General features: G+C 55.3%; 18 protein-coding genes and 1 pseudogene. 12 read left to right on the top strand and 7 right to left on the bottom strand.

The features are described 5' to 3' along the window. Window positions 1–101: 101 nt before the first annotated feature. Window positions 102–1,490, bottom strand: a complete 1,389-nt coding sequence (gene pntB / locus MKleb_RS12185; RefSeq protein WP_014229565.1) for a Re/Si-specific NAD(P)(+) transhydrogenase subunit beta — start codon at window positions 1,488–1,490, stop codon at window positions 102–104. 10 nt (window positions 1,491–1,500) lie between these two features. Beyond that, window positions 1,501–3,030 (bottom strand): Re/Si-specific NAD(P)(+) transhydrogenase subunit alpha, encoded by a 1,530-nt coding sequence (pntA, locus tag MKleb_RS12180; protein ID WP_025105811.1) that lies wholly within the window; start codon window positions 3,028–3,030, stop codon window positions 1,501–1,503. Between the two features lie 522 nt (window positions 3,031–3,552). Here pntA and ydgH point away from each other — a divergent pair. From ydgH to folM, 3 genes are all read left to right on the top strand, one after another. Further along, entirely contained in the window at window positions 3,553–4,503 is a 951-nt protein-coding gene (gene ydgH / locus MKleb_RS12170) for a DUF1471 family protein YdgH (protein WP_014229567.1), read from the top strand. Window positions 4,504–4,682: 179 nt separating this feature from the next. Further along, window positions 4,683–6,065, top strand: coding sequence for an amino acid permease (locus tag MKleb_RS12165; protein WP_014229568.1), 1,383 nt, complete (start codon window positions 4,683–4,685; stop codon window positions 6,063–6,065). Between the two features lie 36 nt (window positions 6,066–6,101). Then, entirely contained in the window at window positions 6,102–6,827 is a 726-nt protein-coding gene (gene folM / locus MKleb_RS12160) for a dihydromonapterin reductase (protein WP_014838648.1), read from the top strand. On the opposite strand, the gene MKleb_RS12155 is transcribed toward folM, so the two are convergent. Continuing rightward, window positions 6,824–7,159: a GlpM family protein gene (locus MKleb_RS12155; protein WP_014229570.1), complete on the bottom strand. Its 336-nt coding sequence runs from the start codon at window positions 7,157–7,159 to the stop codon at window positions 6,824–6,826. The genes folM and MKleb_RS12155 overlap by 4 nt on opposite strands. A gap of 1,029 nt (window positions 7,160–8,188) precedes the next feature. On the opposite strand from MKleb_RS12155, the gene iraM reads away from it, so the two are divergent. The 4 genes from iraM (at window position 8,189) to MKleb_RS12135 (ending at window position 12,254) form a co-directional block, all read left to right on the top strand. Beyond that, a complete protein-coding gene (iraM, locus tag MKleb_RS12150) occupies window positions 8,189–8,536 on the top strand; it encodes an anti-adapter protein IraM (RefSeq protein WP_014229571.1) in 348 nt (115 codons plus the stop codon). 348 nt (window positions 8,537–8,884) lie between these two features. Continuing rightward, the gene (gene rstA, locus MKleb_RS12145) at window positions 8,885–9,601 is read left to right on the top strand and encodes a two-component system response regulator RstA (protein WP_004851385.1); all 717 of its coding nucleotides are present in this window, start codon (window positions 8,885–8,887) and stop codon (window positions 9,599–9,601) included. Between the two features lie 309 nt (window positions 9,602–9,910). Further along, window positions 9,911–11,683, top strand: coding sequence for a sensor domain-containing phosphodiesterase (locus tag MKleb_RS12140; protein WP_064374893.1), 1,773 nt, complete (start codon window positions 9,911–9,913; stop codon window positions 11,681–11,683). 88 nt (window positions 11,684–11,771) lie between these two features. After that, entirely contained in the window at window positions 11,772–12,254 is a 483-nt protein-coding gene (locus tag MKleb_RS12135) for a glutathione peroxidase (RefSeq protein WP_217076709.1), read from the top strand. A gap of 176 nt (window positions 12,255–12,430) precedes the next feature. Here the strand turns inward: MKleb_RS12135 and MKleb_RS12130 are convergent, their stop codons facing one another. After that, window positions 12,431–13,120 carry a VIT1/CCC1 transporter family protein gene (locus MKleb_RS12130; RefSeq protein ID WP_025105816.1) on the bottom strand — a complete coding sequence of 230 codons (690 nt, stop codon included), beginning with the start codon at window positions 13,118–13,120 and terminating at the stop codon, window positions 12,431–12,433. 131 nt (window positions 13,121–13,251) lie between these two features. Between MKleb_RS12130 and MKleb_RS29910 the strand changes: the two are divergent. The 3 genes and pseudogenes from MKleb_RS29910 to tus all read left to right on the top strand — a co-directional run. Beyond that, a pseudogene (locus tag MKleb_RS29910) lies at window positions 13,252–13,329 on the top strand (hypothetical protein); the annotation flags it as partial. 109 nt (window positions 13,330–13,438) lie between these two features. Beyond that, window positions 13,439–14,740: a two-component system sensor histidine kinase RstB gene (gene rstB / locus MKleb_RS12125; protein ID WP_025105817.1), complete on the top strand. Its 1,302-nt coding sequence runs from the start codon at window positions 13,439–13,441 to the stop codon at window positions 14,738–14,740. Between the two features lie 75 nt (window positions 14,741–14,815). Further along, window positions 14,816–15,748 (top strand): DNA replication terminus site-binding protein, encoded by a 933-nt coding sequence (gene tus, locus MKleb_RS12120; RefSeq protein WP_014229577.1) that lies wholly within the window; start codon window positions 14,816–14,818, stop codon window positions 15,746–15,748. Here tus and fumC read toward each other — a convergent pair. Next, window positions 15,738–17,138 (bottom strand): class II fumarate hydratase, encoded by a 1,401-nt coding sequence (fumC, locus tag MKleb_RS12115; RefSeq protein ID WP_217076707.1) that lies wholly within the window; start codon window positions 17,136–17,138, stop codon window positions 15,738–15,740. The two genes, tus and fumC, sit on opposite strands and share 11 nt — an antisense overlap. A gap of 142 nt (window positions 17,139–17,280) precedes the next feature. After that, the gene (fumA, locus tag MKleb_RS12110) at window positions 17,281–18,927 is read right to left on the bottom strand and encodes a class I fumarate hydratase FumA (protein WP_025105819.1); all 1,647 of its coding nucleotides are present in this window, start codon (window positions 18,925–18,927) and stop codon (window positions 17,281–17,283) included. 197 nt (window positions 18,928–19,124) lie between these two features. Between fumA and manA the strand changes: the two genes are divergently transcribed. Together manA and MKleb_RS12100 are read left to right on the top strand one after the other, a co-directional pair. Continuing rightward, window positions 19,125–20,303, top strand: a complete 1,179-nt coding sequence (gene manA / locus MKleb_RS12105; RefSeq protein WP_025105820.1) for a mannose-6-phosphate isomerase — start codon at window positions 19,125–19,127, stop codon at window positions 20,301–20,303. Between the two features lie 98 nt (window positions 20,304–20,401). After that, window positions 20,402–21,964 (top strand): YdgA family protein, encoded by a 1,563-nt coding sequence (locus MKleb_RS12100; RefSeq protein ID WP_014838654.1) that lies wholly within the window; start codon window positions 20,402–20,404, stop codon window positions 21,962–21,964. Window positions 21,965–21,989: 25 nt separating this feature from the next. On the opposite strand, the gene MKleb_RS12095 is transcribed toward MKleb_RS12100, so the two are convergent. After that, a complete protein-coding gene (locus MKleb_RS12095) occupies window positions 21,990–23,018 on the bottom strand; it encodes a Mal regulon transcriptional regulator MalI (protein WP_004851407.1) in 1,029 nt (342 codons plus the stop codon). Window positions 23,019–23,121: the final 103 nt, after the last annotated feature.

The raw sequence follows: 23,121 nt of genomic DNA, 5'->3' as shown, positions 1-23,121 counted from the left end.
CGCCTGATTATTTTATGAGCAAATAACCCCTTCGTTACCTATATAAAAAAGCCGTCTCAGAAGAGACGGCTTAAGAAGCACTGGTTTTAAACGACCAGGCCTTACAACGCTTTCAGAATCGCATCGACGCTGGCTTTGGCATCGCCAAACAGCATGTGGGTGTTCTCTTTAAAGAACAGCGGGTTTTGTACGCCAGCGTAGCCGGTGTTCATTGAACGTTTAAATACAATGACGTTCTGCGCTTTCCACACTTCCAGCACCGGCATACCGGCGATCGGGCTGCCCGGATCGTCCTGCGCGGCCGGGTTCACCGTGTCGTTAGCGCCGATGACCAGTACGGTGTCGGTATCGGAGAAATCATCGTTGATCTCATCCATTTCCAGCACGATGTCATACGGGACTTTCGCTTCTGCCAGCAGGACGTTCATATGGCCCGGCAGACGCCCGGCAACCGGATGGATACCGAAACGCACTTTGATTCCGCGCGCGCGCAGCCTCTCAGTGATTTCTGCGACCGGATACTGGGCCTGCGCAACCGCCATGCCGTAGCCCGGGGTGATGATGACCGACTGAGAACCTTTCAGCATCTCAGCGGTTTCTTCGGCGCTGATTTCACGGTGCTCGCCCACTTCTTCATCTCCTGTGGACGCCGTGCCGTCAGAACCAAAACCGCCGGCAATCACGCTGAAGAACGAACGGTTCATCGCCTTACACATGATGTAGGACAGAATTGCACCGGAAGAACCTACCAGCGCACCGGTTACGATCAGCAGGTCGTTGCTGAGCATAAAGCCCGCCGCCGCTGCCGCCCAGCCGGAGTAGGAGTTCAGCATTGATACCACGACCGGCATATCCGCGCCGCCGATGGAGGCCACCAGGTGCCAGCCAAACGCCAGGGCAATCACGGTCATCACCAGCAGGCACAGTACCTGCATGCCGATGCTGTCGGTACGCACGAAAACGATCAGCAGCAGGAAAGAAACGACCAGCGCCGCCAGGTTTAGCTTATGACGGTTCGGCAGCATCAGCGGCTTAGAAGACATCTTGCCGCACAGCTTGCCAAACGCCACAACGGAACCCGTAAAGGTCACCGCGCCGATGAAGATACCGAGGAACACTTCGGTCAAATGAATATTGACCAGAATCTGTTCCATACCGGTTTCATGCTGCAGATAGCTGTTAAAGCCAACCAGTACCGCCGCCAGGCCCACGAAGCTGTGCAGAATCGCCACCAGCTCCGGCATCTCGGTCATTTCAACTTTCTTCGCCAGACGAATACCGATCGCGCCGCCGATAACCATCGCCAGCAGGATCCACGCGACGTTGCTGCTATCCGGCCCCAGAATGGTCGCCACCAGCGCAATCGCCATCCCGGCAATGCCGTAGTAGTTCCCCTGCTGGGAGGTTTCGTGTTTGGAAAGCCCCGCCAGGCTAAAAATAAACAGAATCGCGGCAACAATGTATGCAGCTGTAACTAATCCACCAGACATTTGTTACCCCTTATCCTTTGCGGAACATTTTCAGCATGCGCTGAGTGACGGTGAAACCACCAAAAATATTAATGCTGGCGATCAGCACCGCGATAAAGCTCAGGAAGCTGACCCAGCCGCCGTGGCCTATCTGTAACAATGCCCCTACCACGATAATGCCGGAAATCGCGTTAGTGACCGACATCAGCGGCGTATGCAGCGCATGGGAGACGTTCCATACGACGTAGTAACCGACCACGCAGGAGAGCGCGAAAACGGTAAAGTGGCCGAGGAACTCTTTCGGTGCCACGCTTGCCAGCCAGCCAAACAGAATAATCGCCAGCGCCATCAGCGCATACTTGCGCAGCGGCGAGTTCGGTTTCGCCTCTGCTTTTGGCGCTTCAACCTTTTTCGCTGCCGCCTGCGGCTGAGCAGATACCTGAATGGGTGGAGCGGGCCAGGTGATTTCACCCTCGCGAACCACGGTAACGCCGCGGATAACGACATCATCAAAATCGATAACGACATTGCCGTCTTTCTCTTTGCACAGCAGCTTAAGCAGGTTAACCAGGTTGGTGCCATACAGCTGTGAGGACTGCGTCGGCAGACGACCCGGGAGATCGGTATAACCGATAATCTTCACGCCGTTGGCGGTGGTAACCACCTGGCCCGGCACGGTGTATTCACAGTTGCCGCCGTTTTGCGACGCCAGGTCAACCACCACGCTGCCGGACTTCATGGAGTCAACCATCTCGCGGGTAATCAGTTTCGGCGCCGGTTTACCCGGAATCAGCGCGGTGGTAACGATGATGTCGACATCTTTGGCCTGCGCGGCAAAGAGCGCCATCTCGGCTTTGATAAAGGCTTCAGACATGACTTTGGCATAGCCGTCGCCGCTGCCCGCTTCCTCTTTAAAATCCAACTCAAGGAACTCGGCGCCCATACTCTGCACCTGTTCTTTCACTTCCGGACGGGTATCAAACGCGCGGACGATTGCGCCGAGGCTGTTAGCCGCACCGATGGCCGCCAGACCGGCAACCCCGGCTCCGATAACCATCACCTTCGCGGGAGGAACCTTACCTGCCGCGGTGATCTGCCCGGTGAAGAAGCGGCCAAACTCGTGGGCGGCTTCAACGATCGCGCGATAGCCGGCGATGTTAGCCATCGAACTTAACGCATCCAGCGACTGAGCGCGCGAAATACGCGGCACTGAATCCATCGCCATCACGTTGATATTACGCGCCGCCAGTTTTTCCATCAGCTGCGGATTTTGCGCCGGCCAGATGAAGCTGATGAGCGTCGTGCCGGGATTAAGCAGCAGGATCTCTTCGTCATCGGGCGCGTTCACTTTCAGAATGACGTCGGACTGCCAGACGTCATCGCCGCTAACGATCTCCGCTCCAGCCTGAACGAAGGCCTCGTCGTCGAAACTGGCCAGCTTACCTGCGCCGCTTTCTACCGCGACGCTGAACCCGAGTTTCAGCAGCTGCTCCACCGTTTTCGGCGTGGCGGCGGCCCGGGTTTCCAGGGCTAGTCTCTCTTTTGGTACACCAATACGCATAGTTTTCCCTTCCATCGGTTTTTGATGATGGTTTACTTTTCTTACAAACGACCGTCGCGAAGGCGGATGAACGTGCCTTCCAACATATGTCTGAAAAAATAAAACAGTAACAAACTTTTTATAACCTACTGAAAATACCGATTGTGATCTACAGCAATAAAACAGAAATTTTGATTTTATTGGTAAAACGCACGGCTAACCGTGCCAGGCAGCAATATTTACCTTATTTTTATGCCAGCGCCTGATAATCCGCTTGGCAGAGGGGTTAATTCACCATTTATCGCCGTCTTGATCATCGCATTAACATTACGTTAACTTATGAAAGTGATATCGATTATCGATTTTGCTGGTCAAGCGGCTGTTTTTTCAACATATCGAAAAATGTTATATTTCTGCAGTATACGTTTAGGGCGACAACTGAAAATTGACGCAGACAGTCACTCACGATAAATGCAATAATCAAATGTTTTCAGTCAACAACAATACCAGTACATGGTTTGCGCAAGGCAAAGGATTATTTTTATGAAGCTTAAGAACTCACTCCTGGCGTCTGCTCTTCTGGCTACAACCGCGTTGTCTGCCCATGCAGCGACCGAGCTGACTCCGGAGCAGGCGGCAGCGCTGAAGCCCTACGATCGCGTAGTTGTTACCGGCCGTTTTAACGCCATTGGCGACGCGGTGCAGGCCGTTTCCCGTAAAGCGGACAAAGAAGGCGCAGCATCCTTTTATGTTGTCGACACGTCTGATTTTGGCAGCGGCGGCAACCTGCGCGTAACGGCCGATTTTTATAAAGAAAATGCCCCGCAGGCCGACGCGCCGAAAAATCGTGTGATTAACGGCGTAATGGAATTACCGAAGGACCAGGCCGTCGAGCTGGAGCCGTTTGATACCGTCACCGTACAGGGCTTCTACCGCAGCCAGCCGGAAGTTAACGACGCCATCACCAAAGCCGCTAAGGCCAAGGGCGCCGCCTCCTTCTTTATCGTGCGCCAGGTTGATGCCAACCAGGGCGGCAACCAGCGCATCACCGCCTATATCTACAAAGCCGATGCCAAAAAACGCGTTCTGCAAAGCCCGGACGCTATCCCGGCAGATTCAGAAGCCGGTCGCGCTGCGCTGGCTGAAGGCGGAGAAGCCGCGAAGAAAGTGGAGATCCCGGGCGTAGCGACCACCGCAGCGGTCGGTTCCGGCACCGGCGTAGGCCGCTTCTTTGAAACGCAATCATCTAAAGGCGGGCGTTACACCGTCACTCTGCCGGACGGTACCAAAGTCGAGGAAGTGAACAAAATCACCGCCGCGCAGATGGTGCCATACGACAGCATCAAGTTCACCGGTAACTACGGTAACATGACGGAAATCTCCTACCAGACGGCTAAGCGCGCGGCGAAGAAAGGCGCGAAGTACTACCATATTACCCGCCAGTGGCAGGAGCGCGGTGGCAACATCACCATCAGCGCCGACCTGTATAAATAACGGCGTCTGAGCTGAACAAAAAGGCGGCGATCTGCCGCCTTTTTTCTTTTTTTCATTTCTCGCCATTGCATGCATACAAAACACTCCGTAAAATCCCGCGCCTTAGCGCAATCCTCCATTTTTATGCGATTTCGCCAAATAAATATTCTTAGTTTGATGATTGTCACCTCGGGAATGCAATGGAAAAGAAACTGGGCCTTAGCGCCCTGACCGCGCTGGTTCTCAGCTCAATGCTGGGTGCAGGCGTATTCAGCCTGCCGCAAAATATGGCAGCCGTCGCCAGCCCTTCCGCACTGCTTATCGGCTGGGGTATCACCGGCGTGGGGATCCTGTTCCTCGCCTTTGCCATGCTGCTGCTCACCCGCATTCGCCCCGAACTCGACGGCGGTATTTTTACCTACGCCCGGGAAGGCTTTGGCGAGTTGATAGGCTTCTGCTCCGCCTGGGGCTACTGGCTGTGCGCGGTTGTTGCCAATGTCTCCTATCTGGTTATCGTCTTCTCTGCGCTAAGCTTCTTTACCGATACCCCCGAGCTGCGCCTGTTTGGCGACGGCAACACCTGGCAATCCATCGTCGGCGCCTCCGTCCTGCTGTGGATTGTCCATTTCCTGGTGCTGCGCGGTGTACAAACGGCCGCGGGTATCAACCTGGCCGCGACGCTGGCCAAACTGCTGCCCCTCGGCGCGTTTATCGCGCTGGCCGCCATCGCGTTTCGTATGGAGACATTCCGCCTGGATTTCAGCGGCCTGGCGCTGGGCGTACCGGTATGGGAGCAGGTGAAAAACACCATGCTGATCACCCTGTGGGTTTTTATCGGCGTCGAAGGCGCGGTGGTTGTTTCCGCACGCGCGCGTAATAAACAGGATGTTGGCCGCGCGACGCTGCTGGCAGTACTCTCCGCGCTGGCGGTCTATCTGCTGGTGACGCTTCTCTCGTTAGGCGTCGTGCCGCGTAGCGAGCTGGCGGAAATACGCAACCCCTCAATGGCCGGGCTGATGGTCAACATGATGGGCTCATGGGGGGAGATTGTTATTGCCGCCGGGCTGATTATTTCCGTCTGCGGCGCGTATCTGAGCTGGACCATTATGGCGGCGGAGGTGCCCTATCTGGCAGCAACGCATAAAGCCTTCCCGCGCCTGTTTGCCCGGACCAATAAAAACAATGCCCCGTCGGCTTCGCTGTGGCTCACCAACGTCAGCGTACAGGCTTCGCTGGTATTGATTTGGCTTACCGGCTCAGATTACAACACGCTGCTGACCATCGCCTCTGAGATGATCCTGGTGCCCTACTTTCTCGTCGGCGCATTTTTGCTGAAGATTGCTGAGCGCCCGCTACACAAAGCCGTCGGTGTCGGTGCCTGTATTTATGGCTTATGGTTATTATATGCGTCCGGCCCTGTGCATTTATTGTTGTCAGTGATACTTTACGCTCCGGGTCTTCTGGTTTTCCTGTATGCCCGTCGTACACACCAGCACGATCGCCCGCTCAAACGCCGTGACCTGGCATTAATTGGTTTTTTGCTGGTTGCCGCCGTACCGGCAACGTGGATGTTGGTAGGGTAAGCGGTTACCCTGCCGCTGAACTCAAAGGAGATACCCATGGCTGACATCCAGCCTCGTCCAATCCTGATTACCGGCGGGGGCCGTCGTATCGGCCTCGCCCTGGCCCGCCATTTTCTGGCCCGGCAGCAGCCCGTTATTATCAGCTACCGCACCTGGTATCCCGCCATCGACGCGCTACGTGAAGCGGGCGCCGTTTGTCTGCACGCGGATTTCAGCACTGACGATAGCATTCTGGCGTTCGCCGAAGAGGTGAAGGCGCACGCCGGCAGCGGTCTGCGCGCCATCATCCATAACGCCAGCGGCTGGATGGCGGAAAAGCCCGGGGTGCCGTTAACCACGGTGCTCGCCAGCATGATGCAAATTCACGTCAACGCCCCCTACTTGCTCAACCATGCCCTGGAGAGCCTGCTGCGCGGCCACGGCCATGCGGCCAGCGACATTATCCATATCACCGACTACGTTGTGGAGCGCGGCAGCGACAAACACATTGCCTACGCCGCCAGCAAAGCGGCGCTGGATAATATGAGCCGCTCGTTCGCCCGCAAGCTGGCGCCGGAAATTAAGGTCAATGCTATCGCCCCTTCGCTGATTTTATTTAACGAAGGCGATGACGCGGAATACCGCAAGCAGGCGCTTGATAAATCGCTGATGAAAATCGCGCCAGGTGAAAAAGAGATTAGCGACCTGATCGAATACCTGTTCAGCAGCCGCTACGTGACCGGTCGCTCATTTGCCGTCGACGGCGGCCGCCATCTGCGCTAGTGGAAACGGCTCCAGCCGATAATTAACAGCCACGCGCAGAGGCTCCAGCACCCCACTGCGCCTGCCAGAGCGAACGGCAGGCGCATAACGCCGGTGAAATACCATAGCGAGAGCAAATAGATAAAGTACGGAATGATCGACCACATCCCGAATACGATGGTGGTTCGCAGCGCTTCGATCCCCCGCTCGCTGGCAACGATATAGTTCGCGATCAGGGCGAAAGTCGGAAAGAGCGGAATCAACCCGGCGATATAGTAGTTCTTCGTTTTAGACAGCACGCCAATCAGGACAACGACCAGCGCGCCGAGCAGCGCTTTTATCAACAACCCCATTCCTTTTGCCTTAACATTTAAACAACAAGACCCCGCAGCATAACGGAAGCGCCGACAATTATAAACGCGCAAGAGCGGCCGATACCGTGTAGAAGCAAAAGACCTATTTTTTAGCGGTCTCATCACTGCCGCCCCCCCTATGCCGAATATCCGCTCCTGGCGATAACCGTTCGCAAGGATGATATCCCTGGCAAGCGGAGCGCGTTATTAGATGGCCGTTTTTGCTGCCTTAAAAACTCTTCGGCTAAATACATTCATTAAATCAAAAAGAGAATGTTTTTTCTGATTATTGAGTTATACGTATAACACATTATTTTTCGTATTTTTAGATACAAATCAAATTAGCCTATTTTCGGCGCATCTCTTCCTCACGTATTTACACAGATTTTAAAGTCTGGCGCGCTTGCCTGGCGGGCATTTACAAAATGCCCAGCTCAATAACCGCACCGCTTCAGTGCAGCTATTGTTTTGCACTAAATGATTCAAATCAATACTGGCAAAATAGAGTGAAAGTGGTTAATTGATATGGTTGATTTTTATCATAAGAGGTTATTTTGAAATTATTCTTTTTGCGCAAATCCTGAATAAGCGCACATAGCCATTTTTTAGCAAAATGGCTAAATAAAACCAATTATTTTGATTTACATCAATATAAAACCGATTTCATAAGGAAGCATACTTTGCCGTTAATAACAGGCGCGGTAGTAGATATGATCGTAATTATATGATTTCACAATCTTTCGATCTGTTCCTGATATCCAGAACAGAATTTTATTCTATTCACAATCCTCAATGCAGCCATTTAGTTCAGCTCATGCCAGTTTTTCGAATCTTTTACTTGTTGCTATTATCATTACTAGTATTAGACACTCATCTAATTGTTATTATTTTATATTAATCAGCATAAGAACCAGTTAAAGGAATCTCCATGTTCGGACCTGCTTCACGCAAAGTAAAAATGGCCATGAACTTAATCAAAATATATTCATCAACGCGAAAATGCTCGTAAATTACCGGAGAGCGTCAAGCATGCAGTGGAATATTGAAAATAGCCTTGTATGTCCTGTAACAGGAACAGGTTTTTCAGTTGCGGCAAGTGCCAAAAATCTGAAATTAATTATTTGGTATAGTGGGGATTATTTTTTGAGCATTGGTTCGGTTATTAACATCACACAAAATGAAGTTTTCATTAATGGTGTGCCCGGCGATTTACAGGTTATTCATGCATTCCCCTATACGGAAAATTTATGGTCAACATTTTCAAAGAATATTGAATGCCCCGGTAATCAGAACCCTATGCTGCTCATCTGCAATCGAAGAAGCCTCTGCAAGTTCGCCTTGTGCCCCTACGGCGCCAGGCAAAAGAGGCCGCAATAAGGCTTCCCCATCATTCGCGCTAGCGTACCGGTACTTATTTTCTATGTGGGCACGCGCTGTCCTGACAGCCCGTGCCCACATTGTGCCGCACCCTGTTCCCTTAATGCGCAATGCTTCTGTTCGTATCTGAATCATTGTCTGGCTCCGCAAAAAATAGTCCTGAACCGCAGCTCCGGGAATCATAGCGAATTTCATGGCTAATATATAGCTCATATTAATGTCCGGATGGTTTACAATGGCGGTAGCGAATGAATAGGCACCTGACTTCAGATACTGAATGCGCCACCTCAGCCGCGATGCAGGTAAAGAGATTCAAGCGATTAAAAGATGAGTGCAAGCATACACAATATGAATAAAATTGTTTTCGTTGAGGATGATGCTGAGGTCGGCGCACTGATTGCGGCCTACCTTGGCAAACACGATATGGACGTGGTGGTAGAACCGCGCGGCGATCGGGCGGAAGAGGTTATCGCGCGCGAAAAGCCGGACCTGGTGCTGCTGGATATCATGCTGCCGGGTAAAGACGGTATGACGCTGTGCCGCGATTTACGCGGCCAGTGGCAGGGGCCAATCGTATTGCTCACTTCACTGGACAGCGATATGAACCATATTCTCTCACTCGAAATGGGCGCCAGCGATTATATCCTGAAAACCACGCCGCCCGCGGTGCTGTTAGCTCGCCTGCGCCTGCATTTGCGCCAGCATATCGCCGTGCCGGACGGCAGCGTCCCCTCCTCGCTCACCCCGCATAAAGCGATCGCTTTTGGCTCCCTGAGTATCGACCCGGTGAATAGACAGGTGATGCTCGGCGGCGAAAGCGTCGCCTTATCCACTGCGGATTTCGATCTCCTGTGGGAGTTAGCGACCCATGCTGGACAAATTATGGATCGGGACGCGTTATTAAAAAATCTGCGCGGAGTCAGCTACGATGGTATGGACCGCAGCGTCGATGTCGCCATCTCGCGGCTGCGTAAAAAGCTTCTCGATAATGCGACTGAGCCATATCGTATCAAAACGGTACGCAATAAAGGTTACCTGTTCGCCCCGCACGCCTGGGACAACTAATTCAGGCATGTGGCGATGGAATAGCTGTTTGTGCGGAGTTAGCCGTCAGAGCCAATTCAACCTCCTGTTAATTATTTTTAAAATAGGGGGTGAAATTGCTTTTCCCACGCAAAACCCGCGCTTCACCGCGCGGCCCGCCTCACGACTTGCCGGGCGGGTGATACTCTTTGCAGACAATCAACGGAAAACATTCTACTGTGGAGTGATAGCGCTGGCGCCTGGCCAGTATCGACACCCGTCGTGAGTATAGAGATTCACACCTTCAGTGGGTTGGGATGACCGCAATATCTACTGCACGGGAGCATCTATATGTTGAACGATCTCAGCAGCGATGAAAGCAAAAGACGCGCGGCGATTGACCTGTTAAAAAACGCGGACGAAGGGCGAGACGAAGCGTTAAAAAAATACACTCATCTGGTCTGCCAGTTGCTAAAAATGCCAATGAGTTTTGTGTCAATCCTTGACGATGAAAAGCAGTACATCAAATCCGCTCAGAATATCGCCCCCACTGACACCAGCCTGGGCGGAGCATTTTGCGAACAGACCCTGAAACAGGGTGAGACTTTCCTTTGTCCTGATACGCATCAGCACCCGATCTTTCATCGCGATCGGGCGGTCAGAGAAGCGCCATTCATTCGCTTTTATGCAGGATGCCCGCTGAAAACCCGCGACGGAGTGACCGTGGGTACCTTGAGTATCTTAGATACGCAACCCAGGGTACTTTCAGATGAGCAGATCGCTATTTTTAAGGCGCTGGCCGAGCTGATATCGGATTTCTTAGCCTCCTGGCACTCAGTGGGGTATATCGACGTCGTCACGCTTTTACCCAATCGGCAGCGCCTGCTCAAGGACATTGAGGTGTCGGCGGAGGGTACTTTCAGGCTGGTCATTATTGACTGCATTGATATGCCATTTGCCTACGAGATGGCCCGCTCATTGGGGATGCTGGCGGTAGAGAATTTGCTTCGTGACATGACCGTCGCGCTGCAGGCGCGCCTGCCCATGGCGAGCAAACTTTACGCCGTGGCGGTGGGACGCTTTGCCTTTTTCACCCCGGAACCCATGGCGCTGTCATTGGAGGGTATAGCACTACGGCTTCAGGGAACCCAGGCCAGGATCGGCCCGGACGTTCCCCTGGATTTGAATATTCACATGGGTGACTCCGGTATTTGCGATAGCGACATGACGCCAAATGAAATTCTGCGGCGCGCGGTGAGCGCACTGCATGAAGCGATAAGCCAGGGGCACCGTTTTACGACCTATAATGACGCACTGGACATCCGCAAGAAGCGAGATTTCAGCCTGCTCACCGAACTCAGGCAAACGCTGCAGGGAAACCAGGGGTTATATCTGGTCTTTCAGCCAAAAATTTCGCTGACGACGGGAGACGTGACGGGCGCTGAAGCCTTGATAAGATGGAAGCATCCTATCAATGGCGAAGTGCTGCCGGGTGAATTTATTCCGCTGGTCGAAAAGACTAGCCTGATGCGCGAACTCTCGGCCTGGGTTATCGATCATACTATCGCGCAACTGAGTGACTGGCGGGATCGGGGGCTTTCTCTTCCCGTCTCAATTAATCTCGCCGCCAGCGATTTTTCTCGACCCGATTTCGCTGAGGAGCTTGAGCAGAAACTGCGGGAGGCGTGTCTTGACCCAGCCCTGCTGGGGGTGGAGTGTCTGGAGACTGAGAAGATGCTTGAAAGTCCGGCCGCGCTGAACGGACTAGACATGCTCAAAAAACGCGGGTTTAAAATTTCTCTGGATGACTTTGGATCGGGATACAGCAACATTAATTACCTGCGGCAAATCCCGCTGGACATCATCAAACTCGACCGGTCTATTGTGAGGCATATAGTCCATGAGAAAGCCAGCCGCATTATTGTGCACAACGTTATCAGGCTCCTCAAGCAGCTCGATTACGTCGTCCTTGCCGAAGGCGTCGAGGATCTCGAAACGGTTGAGATTTTACGCAGCCTGGGCTGCGATGAGGTTCAGGGATATTTTTATGCCCGGCCGATGGTCTCCGTTGATTTTGCCGCATGGTATCGCGCCAGAAAGGCAGACCTGGGAAAGCAATCCTGAGATGAACGACTCTTTTCAATGTTCTTTCAGTCTATGAACCAATCCAGCGATAAAGACGCGCAACGGGCGCTGCACTGAGGAACACGATATGACTACCTTTTACCAATTGACTGCCACCAGCCTGCACGGCCAGCCCATCTCAATGGCTGACTATGCTGGCAAGCTCGTTCTGGTAGTCAATACCGCCAGCCACTGTGGCTTCACGCCACAATATGCAGGGCTGGAAGCGCTCTACGCGAAATGCGCTGCCCAGGGGCTGATAGTGCTTGGTTTCCCCTGCAACCAGTTTGGTAAGCAGGAGCCCGGCGGCGTCGATGACATCGAGCAGACCTGTCGGATCAATTACGGTGTAAGCTTCCCGATGTTCGAGAAAGTGGAGGTCAACGGCGCCGGCGCGCACCCGCTGTTTCGTTACCTGAAAGATGAGTTACCCGGCGTGCTGGGCGGGCGGATCAAATGGAACTTCACGAAGTTCTTGATCGGTCGCGACGGCACCCCTCTCACGCGTTTCGCGCCGTTCACCACCCCGGAGAAAATGGAGACCGCCATCCTTGCCGCACTAAAGATTTAAATCTTTTGCCTCCCTGACCACTGCCTGTGCGCGAGTGAATGTTCGTTCCGCGCCAGAAGTGCGCCTGGAAAAATGACAATGGGTTAGGAATAAGTCCCGCGCACGCGATACAAATCACTCATTTTTCAGCCCACCACACGCCAGATATTTCTCTTTTCTGCGAGTTAAGCAATCTATTAAAACAATACCTGCCCGGCAAGATGACCTATTCCCATCGACGAAAACATCGCCAGGGTGCTCCAGGAAGTAATTCTGCCGATCGCCCTGAGAGGGGAGGCTCTGCTGACAATTGAAGATATATAGCCAAGAGCGGCCAGTGAAAAAAGGGAGGAGAGAATAACAAAGAGAAAAACCAGCGTTGCTGGAGAAAGCCATGCAACGACTAAAGGCAACGTTGCGCCAGCGGAAAAACTCAGCGCCGAGAAAACGGCAGCCTGCAGGGGGCGCGCAGAATTGGTATCCGTCAGTCCCAGCTCCTCGCGGGCATGCGTGTCCAGAGCATCTTTCACCATGAGTTGTTCGGCAACCTTTTGGGCAAGCTCTGGCTCGAGTCCGCGTTGCACATAAAGTAAAGTCAGCTCGCGTACTTCTCCCTGATAATCTGTTTCCAGTTCCCTCTTTTCCTGAGCGAGAGCCGCGTTTTCCGTGTCGGCCTGAGATGAGACGGAAACATATTCCCCCGCGGCCATCGACATCGCCCCCGCGACCAGCCCGGCAATGCCCGCAAGTAAAACCCCGGAAGAGCCCGTATTAGCAGACGCAACGCCAAGAACAAGGCTCGCTGTCGAAACAATACCATCGTTAGCCCCGAGTACAGCAGCCCTCAACCATCCGACGCGTTCAATGCTGTGTCGTTCAAGATGCATGCTTTTATTCTCCTTTAAGTACGCCTGTTCAGCCTGGCGGGATGAGGGTGGAATAAAACGGATTAAAACAGAGAACGCTTCGCACATCGGCGCCGACCGAGGTACATTACATTCTTCTCTGATTTGGCTTCAACCCACACCATCATACTTATGCGTGCTGGATGTTGTCAGCCGCAGCGAACCCTGCTTTCATAGCAAATCAAATGGGCATAAAACGCAACAAGGACTTTTGACGTAGATTGCGCCTGGATAAATGCCCCCGCAGTGCCCCTGCAGGTAAAAGCAGGAATTTAACCTTTTGATTTTGAGTGAGATTTAATGAAAAAGCTGTTTGTGCAGTTTTACCTCCTGCTGTTCGTCTGCTTCCTGGTCATGACCATGATGGTGGGCCTGGTGTACAAATTCACCGCCGAACGCGCAGGGCGTCAGTCGCTGGACGATCTGATGAAAAGTTCGCTGTATCTGATGCGCAGCGAGCTGCGGGAGATCCCGCCGCGCGACTGGAGCAAAACGCTCAAAGAGCTGGACCTCAATCTCTCTTTCGATCTGCATATCGAGCCCATCAGCAAATTCAAGCTCTCGGAAAACTCGATGCAGCATCTGCGCGCCGGGGATATCGTCGCCCTCGACGATCAGTACACCTTTATCCAGCGGATCCCGCGCAGCCACTACGTGCTCTCCGTCGGTCCGGTGCCGTATCTCTATTTTTTGCATGAGATGCGCCTGCTCGATCTGGCCCTGATGGCTTTTATCGCCATCTCGCTGGCCTTTCCGGTCTTTATCTGGATGCGTCCTCACTGGCAGGAGATGCTGCGTATTGAGACCGCCGCCCAGCGCTTCGGCGACGGACATCTTACTGAACGCATTCATTTCGACAGCATGTCCAGCTTCGCGCGGCTGGGGGTGGCGTTTAATCAGATGGCCGATAACATCAACGCGCTTATCGCCAGCAAAAAACAGCTGATCGATGGCATCGCCCATGAGCTGCGGACCCCGCTGGTGCGTCTGCGCTATCGCCTGGAAATGAGCGAGAACCTTACCGAAGCCGAATCGCAGGCGTTGAATCGCGATATCGGCCAGCTGGAGGCGCTGATTGAAGAACTTCTGACCTACGCCCGGCTTGATCGCCCGCAGAACGAACTGAAGCTAACGACCCCCAATTTTCCGGCGTGGATCCGCGATCACGTGGAAGATATTCAGACGGTTAATCCCCAGCGCGAGATTGCGCTAACCGACGTCGTGGCCGGGAATTACGGCGCGCTGGATATGCGCTTAATGGAACGGGTGCTGGATAATCTGGTGAATAATGCCCTGCGCTACAGTAACCAGCGTATTCAGATCAGCCTGACGCTGCAGGCTTCGCGCGCGACGCTGCGGGTCGAAGATGATGGCCCCGGAATTGCGCCTGATGAACGTGAGCGAGTGTTCGAGCCTTTCGTACGCCTCGACCCGAGCCGCGATCGCGCGACCGGCGGCTGTGGCCTCGGTTTAGCTATCGTCCACAGCATCGCCCAGGCAATGGCCGGGGAAGTGCATTGCGAAGCGAGTTCGCTGGGCGGGGCCTGTTTTTGCTTTAGCTGGCCGGTCTATCATCAGTTGCCGGATTTTACCTCCGCCTGATACGCCTTTGCGCAAATGCTGAGGCCTGCTATAGTTAAAAAATCGCTAAGTATGTTGTAACTAAGGTGGGGAAATATGGCCAGCTATGACCTTGTTGAACGTCTGAACGACACCTTTCGCCAGCTCGAGCATGAACTACAGGCGCTAAAACACGCCCTGAGCCAGTGCCGCCTGCTGGCCGCCCGCGTCTTTGAGCTGCCGCCGGTGAGTAAAGACGCTGAACACCAGCCGCTGGAAAGCATCAACGTGGTTCAGCACACCGGCAAAACCGCGCTGGAGATGGCGCTCAGGCACTATAGTCATCTGTTTATCCAGCAGCAGTCGGAAACCCGCAGCAGCAAAGCCGCCGTGCGTTTACCCGGCGCGATTTGTCTGCAAACTGACGCCCGGGAACAGGCTGAACTCTTAGACAAAATCACCCATATCAACGCCCTCAAAGCGCGCTTCGAGAAGATTATCACCGTGGATTCCGGCCTGCCTGCCGCCGCGCGGTTTGAGTGGGTCCATCGCCACCTGCCGGGGCTGATTACGCTGAGCGCCTATCGCACGCTAACCCCCCTCCTCGATCCGAGCACCATCCGCTTCGGCTGGGCCAATAAGCACGTGATTAAAAATCTCACCCGCGATCGGGTACTCATGCAGCTGGAAAAAAGCCTTCAATCGCCCCGGGCGGTTCCGCCGTGGACCCGCGAGCAGTGGCAAAGCAAGCTGGAGCGAGAGTATCAGGATATTGCCGCCCTGCCGCAGCGGGCAAAGCTGAAAATAAAGCGGCCGGTGAAGGTGCAGCCCATCGCCAGGGTCTGGTACAGCGGGGAACAAAAACAGGTGCAATACGCCTGTCCGGGACCGATGATTGCGCTGATATCCGGCACCAAGGGCGTCAGCGTGCCGGACCTCGGTGAACTCCTGAACTATGACGCCGATAACGTGCAGTATCGCTACAAACCGCAGGCGCAGTCGCTCAGGCTACTGATTCCGCGGCTGCACCTGTGGCTGGCTAGCGAGTAGACATACTGCCCACCATCTCTTCCGGGCGCACCCAGCGGTCAAACTCGGCTTCCGTCAGGTAGCCGAGCGCCAGCGCCGACGCTTTCAGGGTTAACCCCTCTTTATGGGCCTTTTTGGCAATTTCCGCCGCTTTGTCATAGCCGATATGGGTATTCAGCGCGGTTACCAGCATCAGCGACTCATTCAGCAACTGGCTGATGCGTTCACGGTTCGGTTCAATGCCTTCCGCGCAGTGCTCGTTAAAGCTCGCCATCCCGTCAGCCAGCAGCCGCACCGATTGCAGGAAGTTGTGGATCACCATCGGGCGATAGACGTTGAGCTCAAAGTTGCCCGATGCACCGCCGATATTCACCGCGACATCGTTGCCCATCACCTGACAGCACAGCATGGTCAGGGCTTCGCACTGGGTCGGGTTCACCTTGCCAGGCATAATCGACGAACCCGGTTCATTTTCCGGGATCGCAATTTCGCCAATCCCACAGCGCGGGCCGGAGGCCAGCCAGCGCACATCGTTGGCAATTTTCATCAGCGAAGCGGCCAGCCCTTTCAGCGCCCCGTGCGCGTGCACCAGCGCATCAACGGTCGCCAGCGCTTCAAACTTGTTCGGCGCGGTGACAAACGGCTGGCCGCTTAAGGCCGCCAGCTCGGCGGCGACGCGTACCGCATATTCCGGATGGGTATTGAGCCCGGTTCCCACCGCCGTCCCGCCCAGCGCCAGCTCGGCCAGATGCGGCAGGCTATGGTCGAGATGTTTTAAATTGTGCTCCAGCATGGCTACCCAGCCGGAGATCTCCTGACCGAGGGTCAGCGGCGTCGCATCCTGCAGATGGGTGCGGCCTATTTTGACAATATCGCTGAAGGCAACGGCTTTATTGTTCAGGGTCTGCTTCAGCACGTTGAGCTGCGGGATCAGCTTCTCCCGCAGGGCAATCATCGCCGCCACGTGCATCGCCGTCGGGAACACGTCGTTAGAGCTCTGGCTCTTGTTGACATCATCGTTGGGGTGAATCTTACGCTCCATCCCGCGCGCCCCGCCCAGCAGTTCACTCGCGCGATTGGCCAGTACCTCATTCATATTCATGTTGCTTTGCGTGCCGGAGCCGGTTTGCCAGATAGCCAGCGGAAACTCGTCCGGATGTTTGCCTGCCAGCACTTCGTCCGCGGCCTGAATAATCGCTTGCGCTTTCTCCGCGGCCAGAAGGCCGAGATCGTTATTCACCTTCGCCGCTACGCGCTTGGTCAGCGCCAGCGCATAAATAAGCTCGGCCGGCATTTTTTCCGTCGAAATACGAAAATGCTCCAGCGAGCGCTGGGTTTGCGCGCCCCATAGCTTGTCGGCAGGCACATCGATGGCGCCCATTGAGTCTTTTTCACTGCGATGCGTTGTCATGACTGTCTCCTTGGATTCAACGTGCGTAATAGCGACAAAGCTCACCTGCTCAAAGGGTAAAGTATGGGTCAGATTTATAAGTTGTTTTGGTGGTTCGTGCCGCTAAGCGGCATAAAAAAACCGCCCCGAAGGGCGGCTGAAATCATTTCACGCAGCGGGCGCACTGCGAGCTCTGGATTTGCTGGAAGAAGTCGTTGCCTTTGTCATCCACGAGGATAAACGCCGGGAAGTCTTCGACTTCAATTTTCCAGATGGCTTCCATACCCAGCTCCGGGTACGCCACGCACTCGAGGCTGCGGATACTCTGCTGCGCCAGTACCGCCGCCGGGCCGCCGATGCTGCCGAGGTAGAAACCGCCGTGTTTATGACAGGCATCGGTCACCTGCTGGCTGCGGTTGCCTTTGGCTAACATGATTTTACTCGCCCCGTGCGCCTGCAGCAGGTCGACGTAGGAGTCCATGCGGCCAGCGGTCGTCGGGCCAAGGGAGCCGGACGCGTAGCCGTCGGGCGTTTTCGCCGGGCCCGCGTAGTAGATCGGGTGGTCTTTGACGTACTGCGGCAACGCCTCACCGCTGTCGATAAGCTCTTTCAGCTTCGCGTGGGCGATATCGCGGGCCACGATAATCGTCCCGCTCAGCGACAGGCGGGTCGACACCGGATACTGCGACAGCAGCGCCAGAATATCGCTCATCGGCTGGTTGAGGTTGACCTTGACCGCCTCGCCCTCGCCGGCCTGACGAAGATGCTCGGGAATATATTTGCCCGGATTGCTCTCCAGTTTCTCAATCCAGATACCGTGGCGGTTGATTTTGGCTTTGATATTGCGATCCGCCGAACAGGAGACGCCCATGCCCACCGGGCAGGAGGCGCCGTGGCGCGGCAGGCGCACGACGCGGATATCGTGGGCGAAGTATTTGCCGCCGAACTGTGCGCCGAGACCGAGGTTTTGCGCCTCCACCAGCAGTTCCTGCTCCAGCTGAATATCGCGGAAGGCCTGGCCGTGTTCGTTGCCTTCGGTCGGCAGGCCGTCGTAGTACTTGGTTGAGGCCAGCTTAACGGTTTTCAGGGTGGACTCCGCCGAGGTGCCGCCAATGACGAAAGCAATATGGTACGGCGGGCAGGCGGCGGTTCCCAGAGTGCGCATCTTTTCGACGAGATAGTTTTTCAGCTTCGCCGGGGTAATTAACGCTTTGGTTTCCTGGTACAGGTAGGTTTTATTCGCCGAGCCGCCGCCTTTGGCGATGCAGAGGAATTTGTACTCCTCGCCGTCGGTGGCGTAAAGATCGATCTGCGCAGGCAGGTTAGTGCCGGTGTTGACCTCTTTATACATATCCAGCGGCGCGTTCTGCGAATAGCGCAGGTTATCCTGGATATAGGTGTTATAAACGCCCTGCGCCAGCGCGGCTTCATCGCCGCCGCCGGTCCACACGCGCTGGCCTTTTTTGCCGGTAATAATCGCGGTACCGGTATCCTGGCAGGTCGGCAGCACGCCTTTGGCGGCGATATCCGAGTTGCGCAGAAACTGCAGCGCCACGTACTTATCGTTTTCGCTGGCTTCCGGGTCGTTGAGAATATCGGCCACCTGCTGCTGGTGCGCCGGGCGAAGCATAAAGGAGGCGTCGTGGAAAGCGTGTTGTGCCAGTAAAGTTAGCGCCTGAGGTTCAACTTTCAGAACTTCCTGGCCGGCGAATTCGGCGACGGAGACATAATCACTGCTGAGGAGGTAGTACTCGGTATCGTCCTTTTTCAGTGGAAAAGGATCCTGATATACAAACGGTTTATTCGACATTGTGCTCTCACTTACTGCTTAGCTGATTATATTTCAGGCAGACACTCCATTTGCCCGTGGAAAAGCGAGTCGATCGATTTTACACAATTTTTTAACAAAAACTGAGACAAGGACGACTTTTTCTTCGCGCCGGTTGCTTATCGGTCGATTGCTGGTTTAATAGTGCCATGACTATTAAGTGGAAACAGGGATTGAGAATGCAAAAGCTCATTAACTCAGTGCAAAACTACGCCTGGGGAAGCCATACCGCCTTAACCGAACTTTATGGGATTGCTAACCCGGACAACCTGCCGATGGCGGAGCTGTGGATGGGCGCGCATCCCAAAAGCAGCTCGCAGATTGTGGATAATAGCGGGGCGCCGCGCTCTCTGCGCGACGCGATCGAAAGCGATAAAGCAACCCTGCTTGGCGCGAAAGTCGCCGAGCGTTTTGGCGAACTGCCGTTCCTGTTCAAAGTTCTGTGCGCCGCGCAGCCGCTCTCTATCCAGGTGCACCCTAACAAGCAGGCCTCGGAAATCGGTTTTGCCAAAGAGAACGCTGCCGGGATCCCGCTTGATGCCGCCGAACGTAACTATAAAGATCCGAACCACAAGCCGGAGCTGGTTTTCGCCTTAACGCCGTTCCTCGCCATGAACGCCTTCCGCGAGTTTGCCGAAATCGTCACCCTGCTGCAGCCGGTTGCCGATGCGCATCCGGCGATTGCCCAGTTCCTTGCGCAGCCTGACGCCGGGCATCTGAGCCAGCTGTTCGCCAGCCTGCTGAATATGAAAGGCGATGAAAAAGCGCACGCCTTACGGGCGCTGCAGGCGGCGCTGGACAGCGAGCAGGGTGAGCCCTGGCAGACTATCCGCCTGATCGCCGAGTTCTACCCGGACGATAGCGGCCTCTTCTCTCCGCTGCTGCTCAACGTGGTCAAACTGAATCCCGGCGAGGCGATGTTCCTGTTTGCGGAAACCCCGCACGCCTACCTGCAGGGCGTGGCGCTGGAAGTGATGGCCAACTCTGACAACGTGCTTCGCGCGGGCCTGACGCCGAAATATATCGATATTCCGGAACTGGTGGCAAACGTCAAATTTGAGCCAAAACCCGCGGGCCAACTGCTGACCCAGCCGGTAATTCACGGCGCGGAGCTGGACTTCCCCATCCCGGTTGACGATTTTGCCTTCTCGCTGCACGACCTGTCAGCGCAGGCGTCAACCATCGCCCAGCAGAGCGCGGCGATCCTGTTCTGCGTCGAGGGTGAGGCGACGATTGCCAAAGGCGAACAGCGCCTGACGCTGAAGCCGGGTGAATCCGCGTTTATCGGCTGTAATGAATCACCGGTGCAGGTCAGCGGCCGCGGCCGCGTGGCGCGCGTGTTTAATAAGCTCCAGTAAGTTACTGAACTTTTTAGCCACAGTTGCTAGACTTTCACCCATCATGACAACACAACCAGGCGGCCCGATCCGCCTGGTTTCATTTATGGACAAATGCTATGAAAAAATCGCTGGTCGCAGCAGGAGTTATCATTGCGCTGGGCGTCGTCTGGACGGGCGGCGCGTGGTATACGGGGAAGCAGCTGGAAAGCCGCATTGCCGACATGGTGCAGCAGGCTAATGCTCAGCTGCAAAGCAGCGCGCCGCAGGCTGGCGTGGAGCTGACGTATCAGGGCTATCAGCGCGGACTGTTCCGCAGCCATTTACAGCTGGTGCTGAAGCCTGCTGCCGGCAAGGCGCCCCGCTGGCTTGCCGCCGGACAGTCGCTGGTGTTTGATGAAGTCGTCGATCACGGCCCTTTCCCGCTGGCTTCGCTCAAATCCTTTAACCTCGCCCCGGCGATGGCGTCCGTCAAAACCACCCTGACCAATAACGACGCCAGCAAGGCGCTGTTCGACATCGCTAAAGGCGAAACGCCGTTCACCATTGATACCCGTATCGCTTATAGCGGCGACAACACATCCGCTATTGTGCTCAACCCGCTTGATTACGCGAAAGGCGATGAGAAGGTGACCTTCAGCGGCGGACAGTTCCAGCTGGACGCTGACCGCGAAGGGAAAACCCTCAGCCTGAGCGGCGAAGCCGGTAGCGGGCAGATTAACGCGGTTAACGAGTACAACCAGAAAGTTCAGCTCACCTTTAATAACCTGAAAACCGACGGCTCTACCGAAATGGCCAGCTTCAACGAGCGTATCGGTAAACAGGCTATCTCGCTGGACAAGCTGGCGATTGGCGTTGAAGGCAAAGAGCTGGCGCTGTTCGAAGGGATGAAAATTGACGGCAATTCGTCGCTGACTGCCGACGGTAAAGGTATTAACAGCCAGCTGGACTACACGGTCAACAGCCTCAAGCTGCAAAATCAGGATATCGGTAGCGGCCGGCTGACGCTGAAGCTGGACAATATCGATGGCGAAGCCTTCCATCAGTTCAGCCAAAAATACAACGCTGAAGCGCAGGCGCTGATGGCGGATCCGCAGCTGGCGCAGAATCCTGAGCTCTATCAGCAGGCGTTAACGCAAACCTTCTTTAGCGCGCTGCCGATGATGCTGAAAGGCAGCCCGTCTCTGACCATTTCGCCGCTGAGCTGGCGCAATGCGAAGGGGGAAACCACCCTGAATCTTTCGATTCTGCTCAAAGACCCGTCGCTGACCACCACCCCGCCGCAGACGCTGGCGGATGAAGTGGATCGTAGCGTTAAATCGCTCGACGGCAAACTGGTGATCCCGGTGGATATGGCGACGGCGTTTATGACCCAGATTGCCGGGCTGGAAGGCTATCAGCCCGCCGACGCCGCTAAGCTTGCGGATCAGCAGGTGAAAGGCCTGGCGGCGATGGGGCAGATGTTCCGCATCACCACCATGGAAGATAACGCCATTACCTCAAGTCTGCAGTACGCTGACGGCCAGGTTACGCTGAACGGACAGAAAATGCCGCTGGATGAGTTTGCCGGAATGTTCGGTTTAGCGCTTCCCGCCGTCTCTGAACCCGCAGCGCCGCAGGAAACTCAGCCGCAAGATGACGCGCCGCAAGACGTGGTGCCACCCGCCGCGCCGCAGCAATAAACGGCAAATAGCCCCTGCCCAGGGGCTATTTTCGGGTAATCAGCCGGGGAGAAATAATCTGGTTTCTCGCCGCGCCCTGCCCCTCTTCCATACGCCGTAAAATACACTCCGCGAGGCTTTGTCCCAGCTCCCGGGCGGGCGTCGTCACCCAGGTCAGCGGCAGATCGTCCAGCGCCTCCTCGGGTAACTCCGCAAAGGCCGCCAGCGCGACCCGCTGTTCAAAATAGCTTTCGACGCCAGCTTCGCCGCTCTGGCGCCCGGCGCGCATCAGCCCAAACCACGCCCCGGTGGCAATCACGCTGTTGTAGCACAGCACCGCGCTAATCGTTGGGTTTTGCCGCAGCAGCGCCGCCATCGCCTCTGCCGCCTGCTTCTGGCTCGACTCGCACTCCAGCACCCACTCGCTATGAAACGGCAGGCCATACTTCAGCAGGGTGGCGCAGTAGCCGCCTACCCGTTCGGCGCGCGTCAGGGACGAGCTCTGCCCTCCCAGCCAGGCAATGCGCTGATGGCCGCGGCGGATCAGGTGCTCGGTGACAATCTGCGCAGCCTGCATATTATCCGGGCGGATCAGGTCGACATCGTCGAGATAGCTGGCGCGGGAAGCAAACACCAGCGGCATTCCAGCTTGCGCCGCGCGATCGCGCAGCTCCGCTCCCTGGTCGATCGCCCCGGCAATCACCACGCCGTCGACCCCTTGCGCCACCAGGGTATCAAAACGCTGGAGCATTTTTTCACCGCTGTGCCCCCCCTGGGTGAGAAACACCATTCTGCCCTGCGACTCAAGCGCGTCGGTCAATCCGGCGGTCATCTCCGCGTAGAAAGGCTTCGATAAGTCGCTGACGATCAGGCCAATAACGCCGCTCTGGCCGCCGCGCAGCGACGCCGCCTGGCGGTTGCGCACGAAGCCCAGCTGTTCAATGGCATGATTGACGCGCTCGCCGGTGGCCGACGAAATACGCCCCTTGCCGCTCAGCACCAGCGATACCGTACTGACCGACACGCCTGCCGCCTGGGCGACATCATTAATGGTGATTTTTTTCGCGATAGCCATAACTGCAGGCCGACTCCCTTTGGCTGTCGATAAAACGTTTTATCAAGATACTCTCTTTATAAACGTTATTATCGCCGGAATATGTGATTTTTATCGCACTAAA

This window comes from Klebsiella sp. PL-2018 (assembly GCF_019048985.1).
Lineage (GTDB): Bacteria > Pseudomonadota > Gammaproteobacteria > Enterobacterales > Enterobacteriaceae > Klebsiella > Klebsiella michiganensis.
The sequence above is the reverse complement of the archived record's forward strand: the minus strand, read 5'-3'. Positions and strand labels throughout refer to the sequence as shown.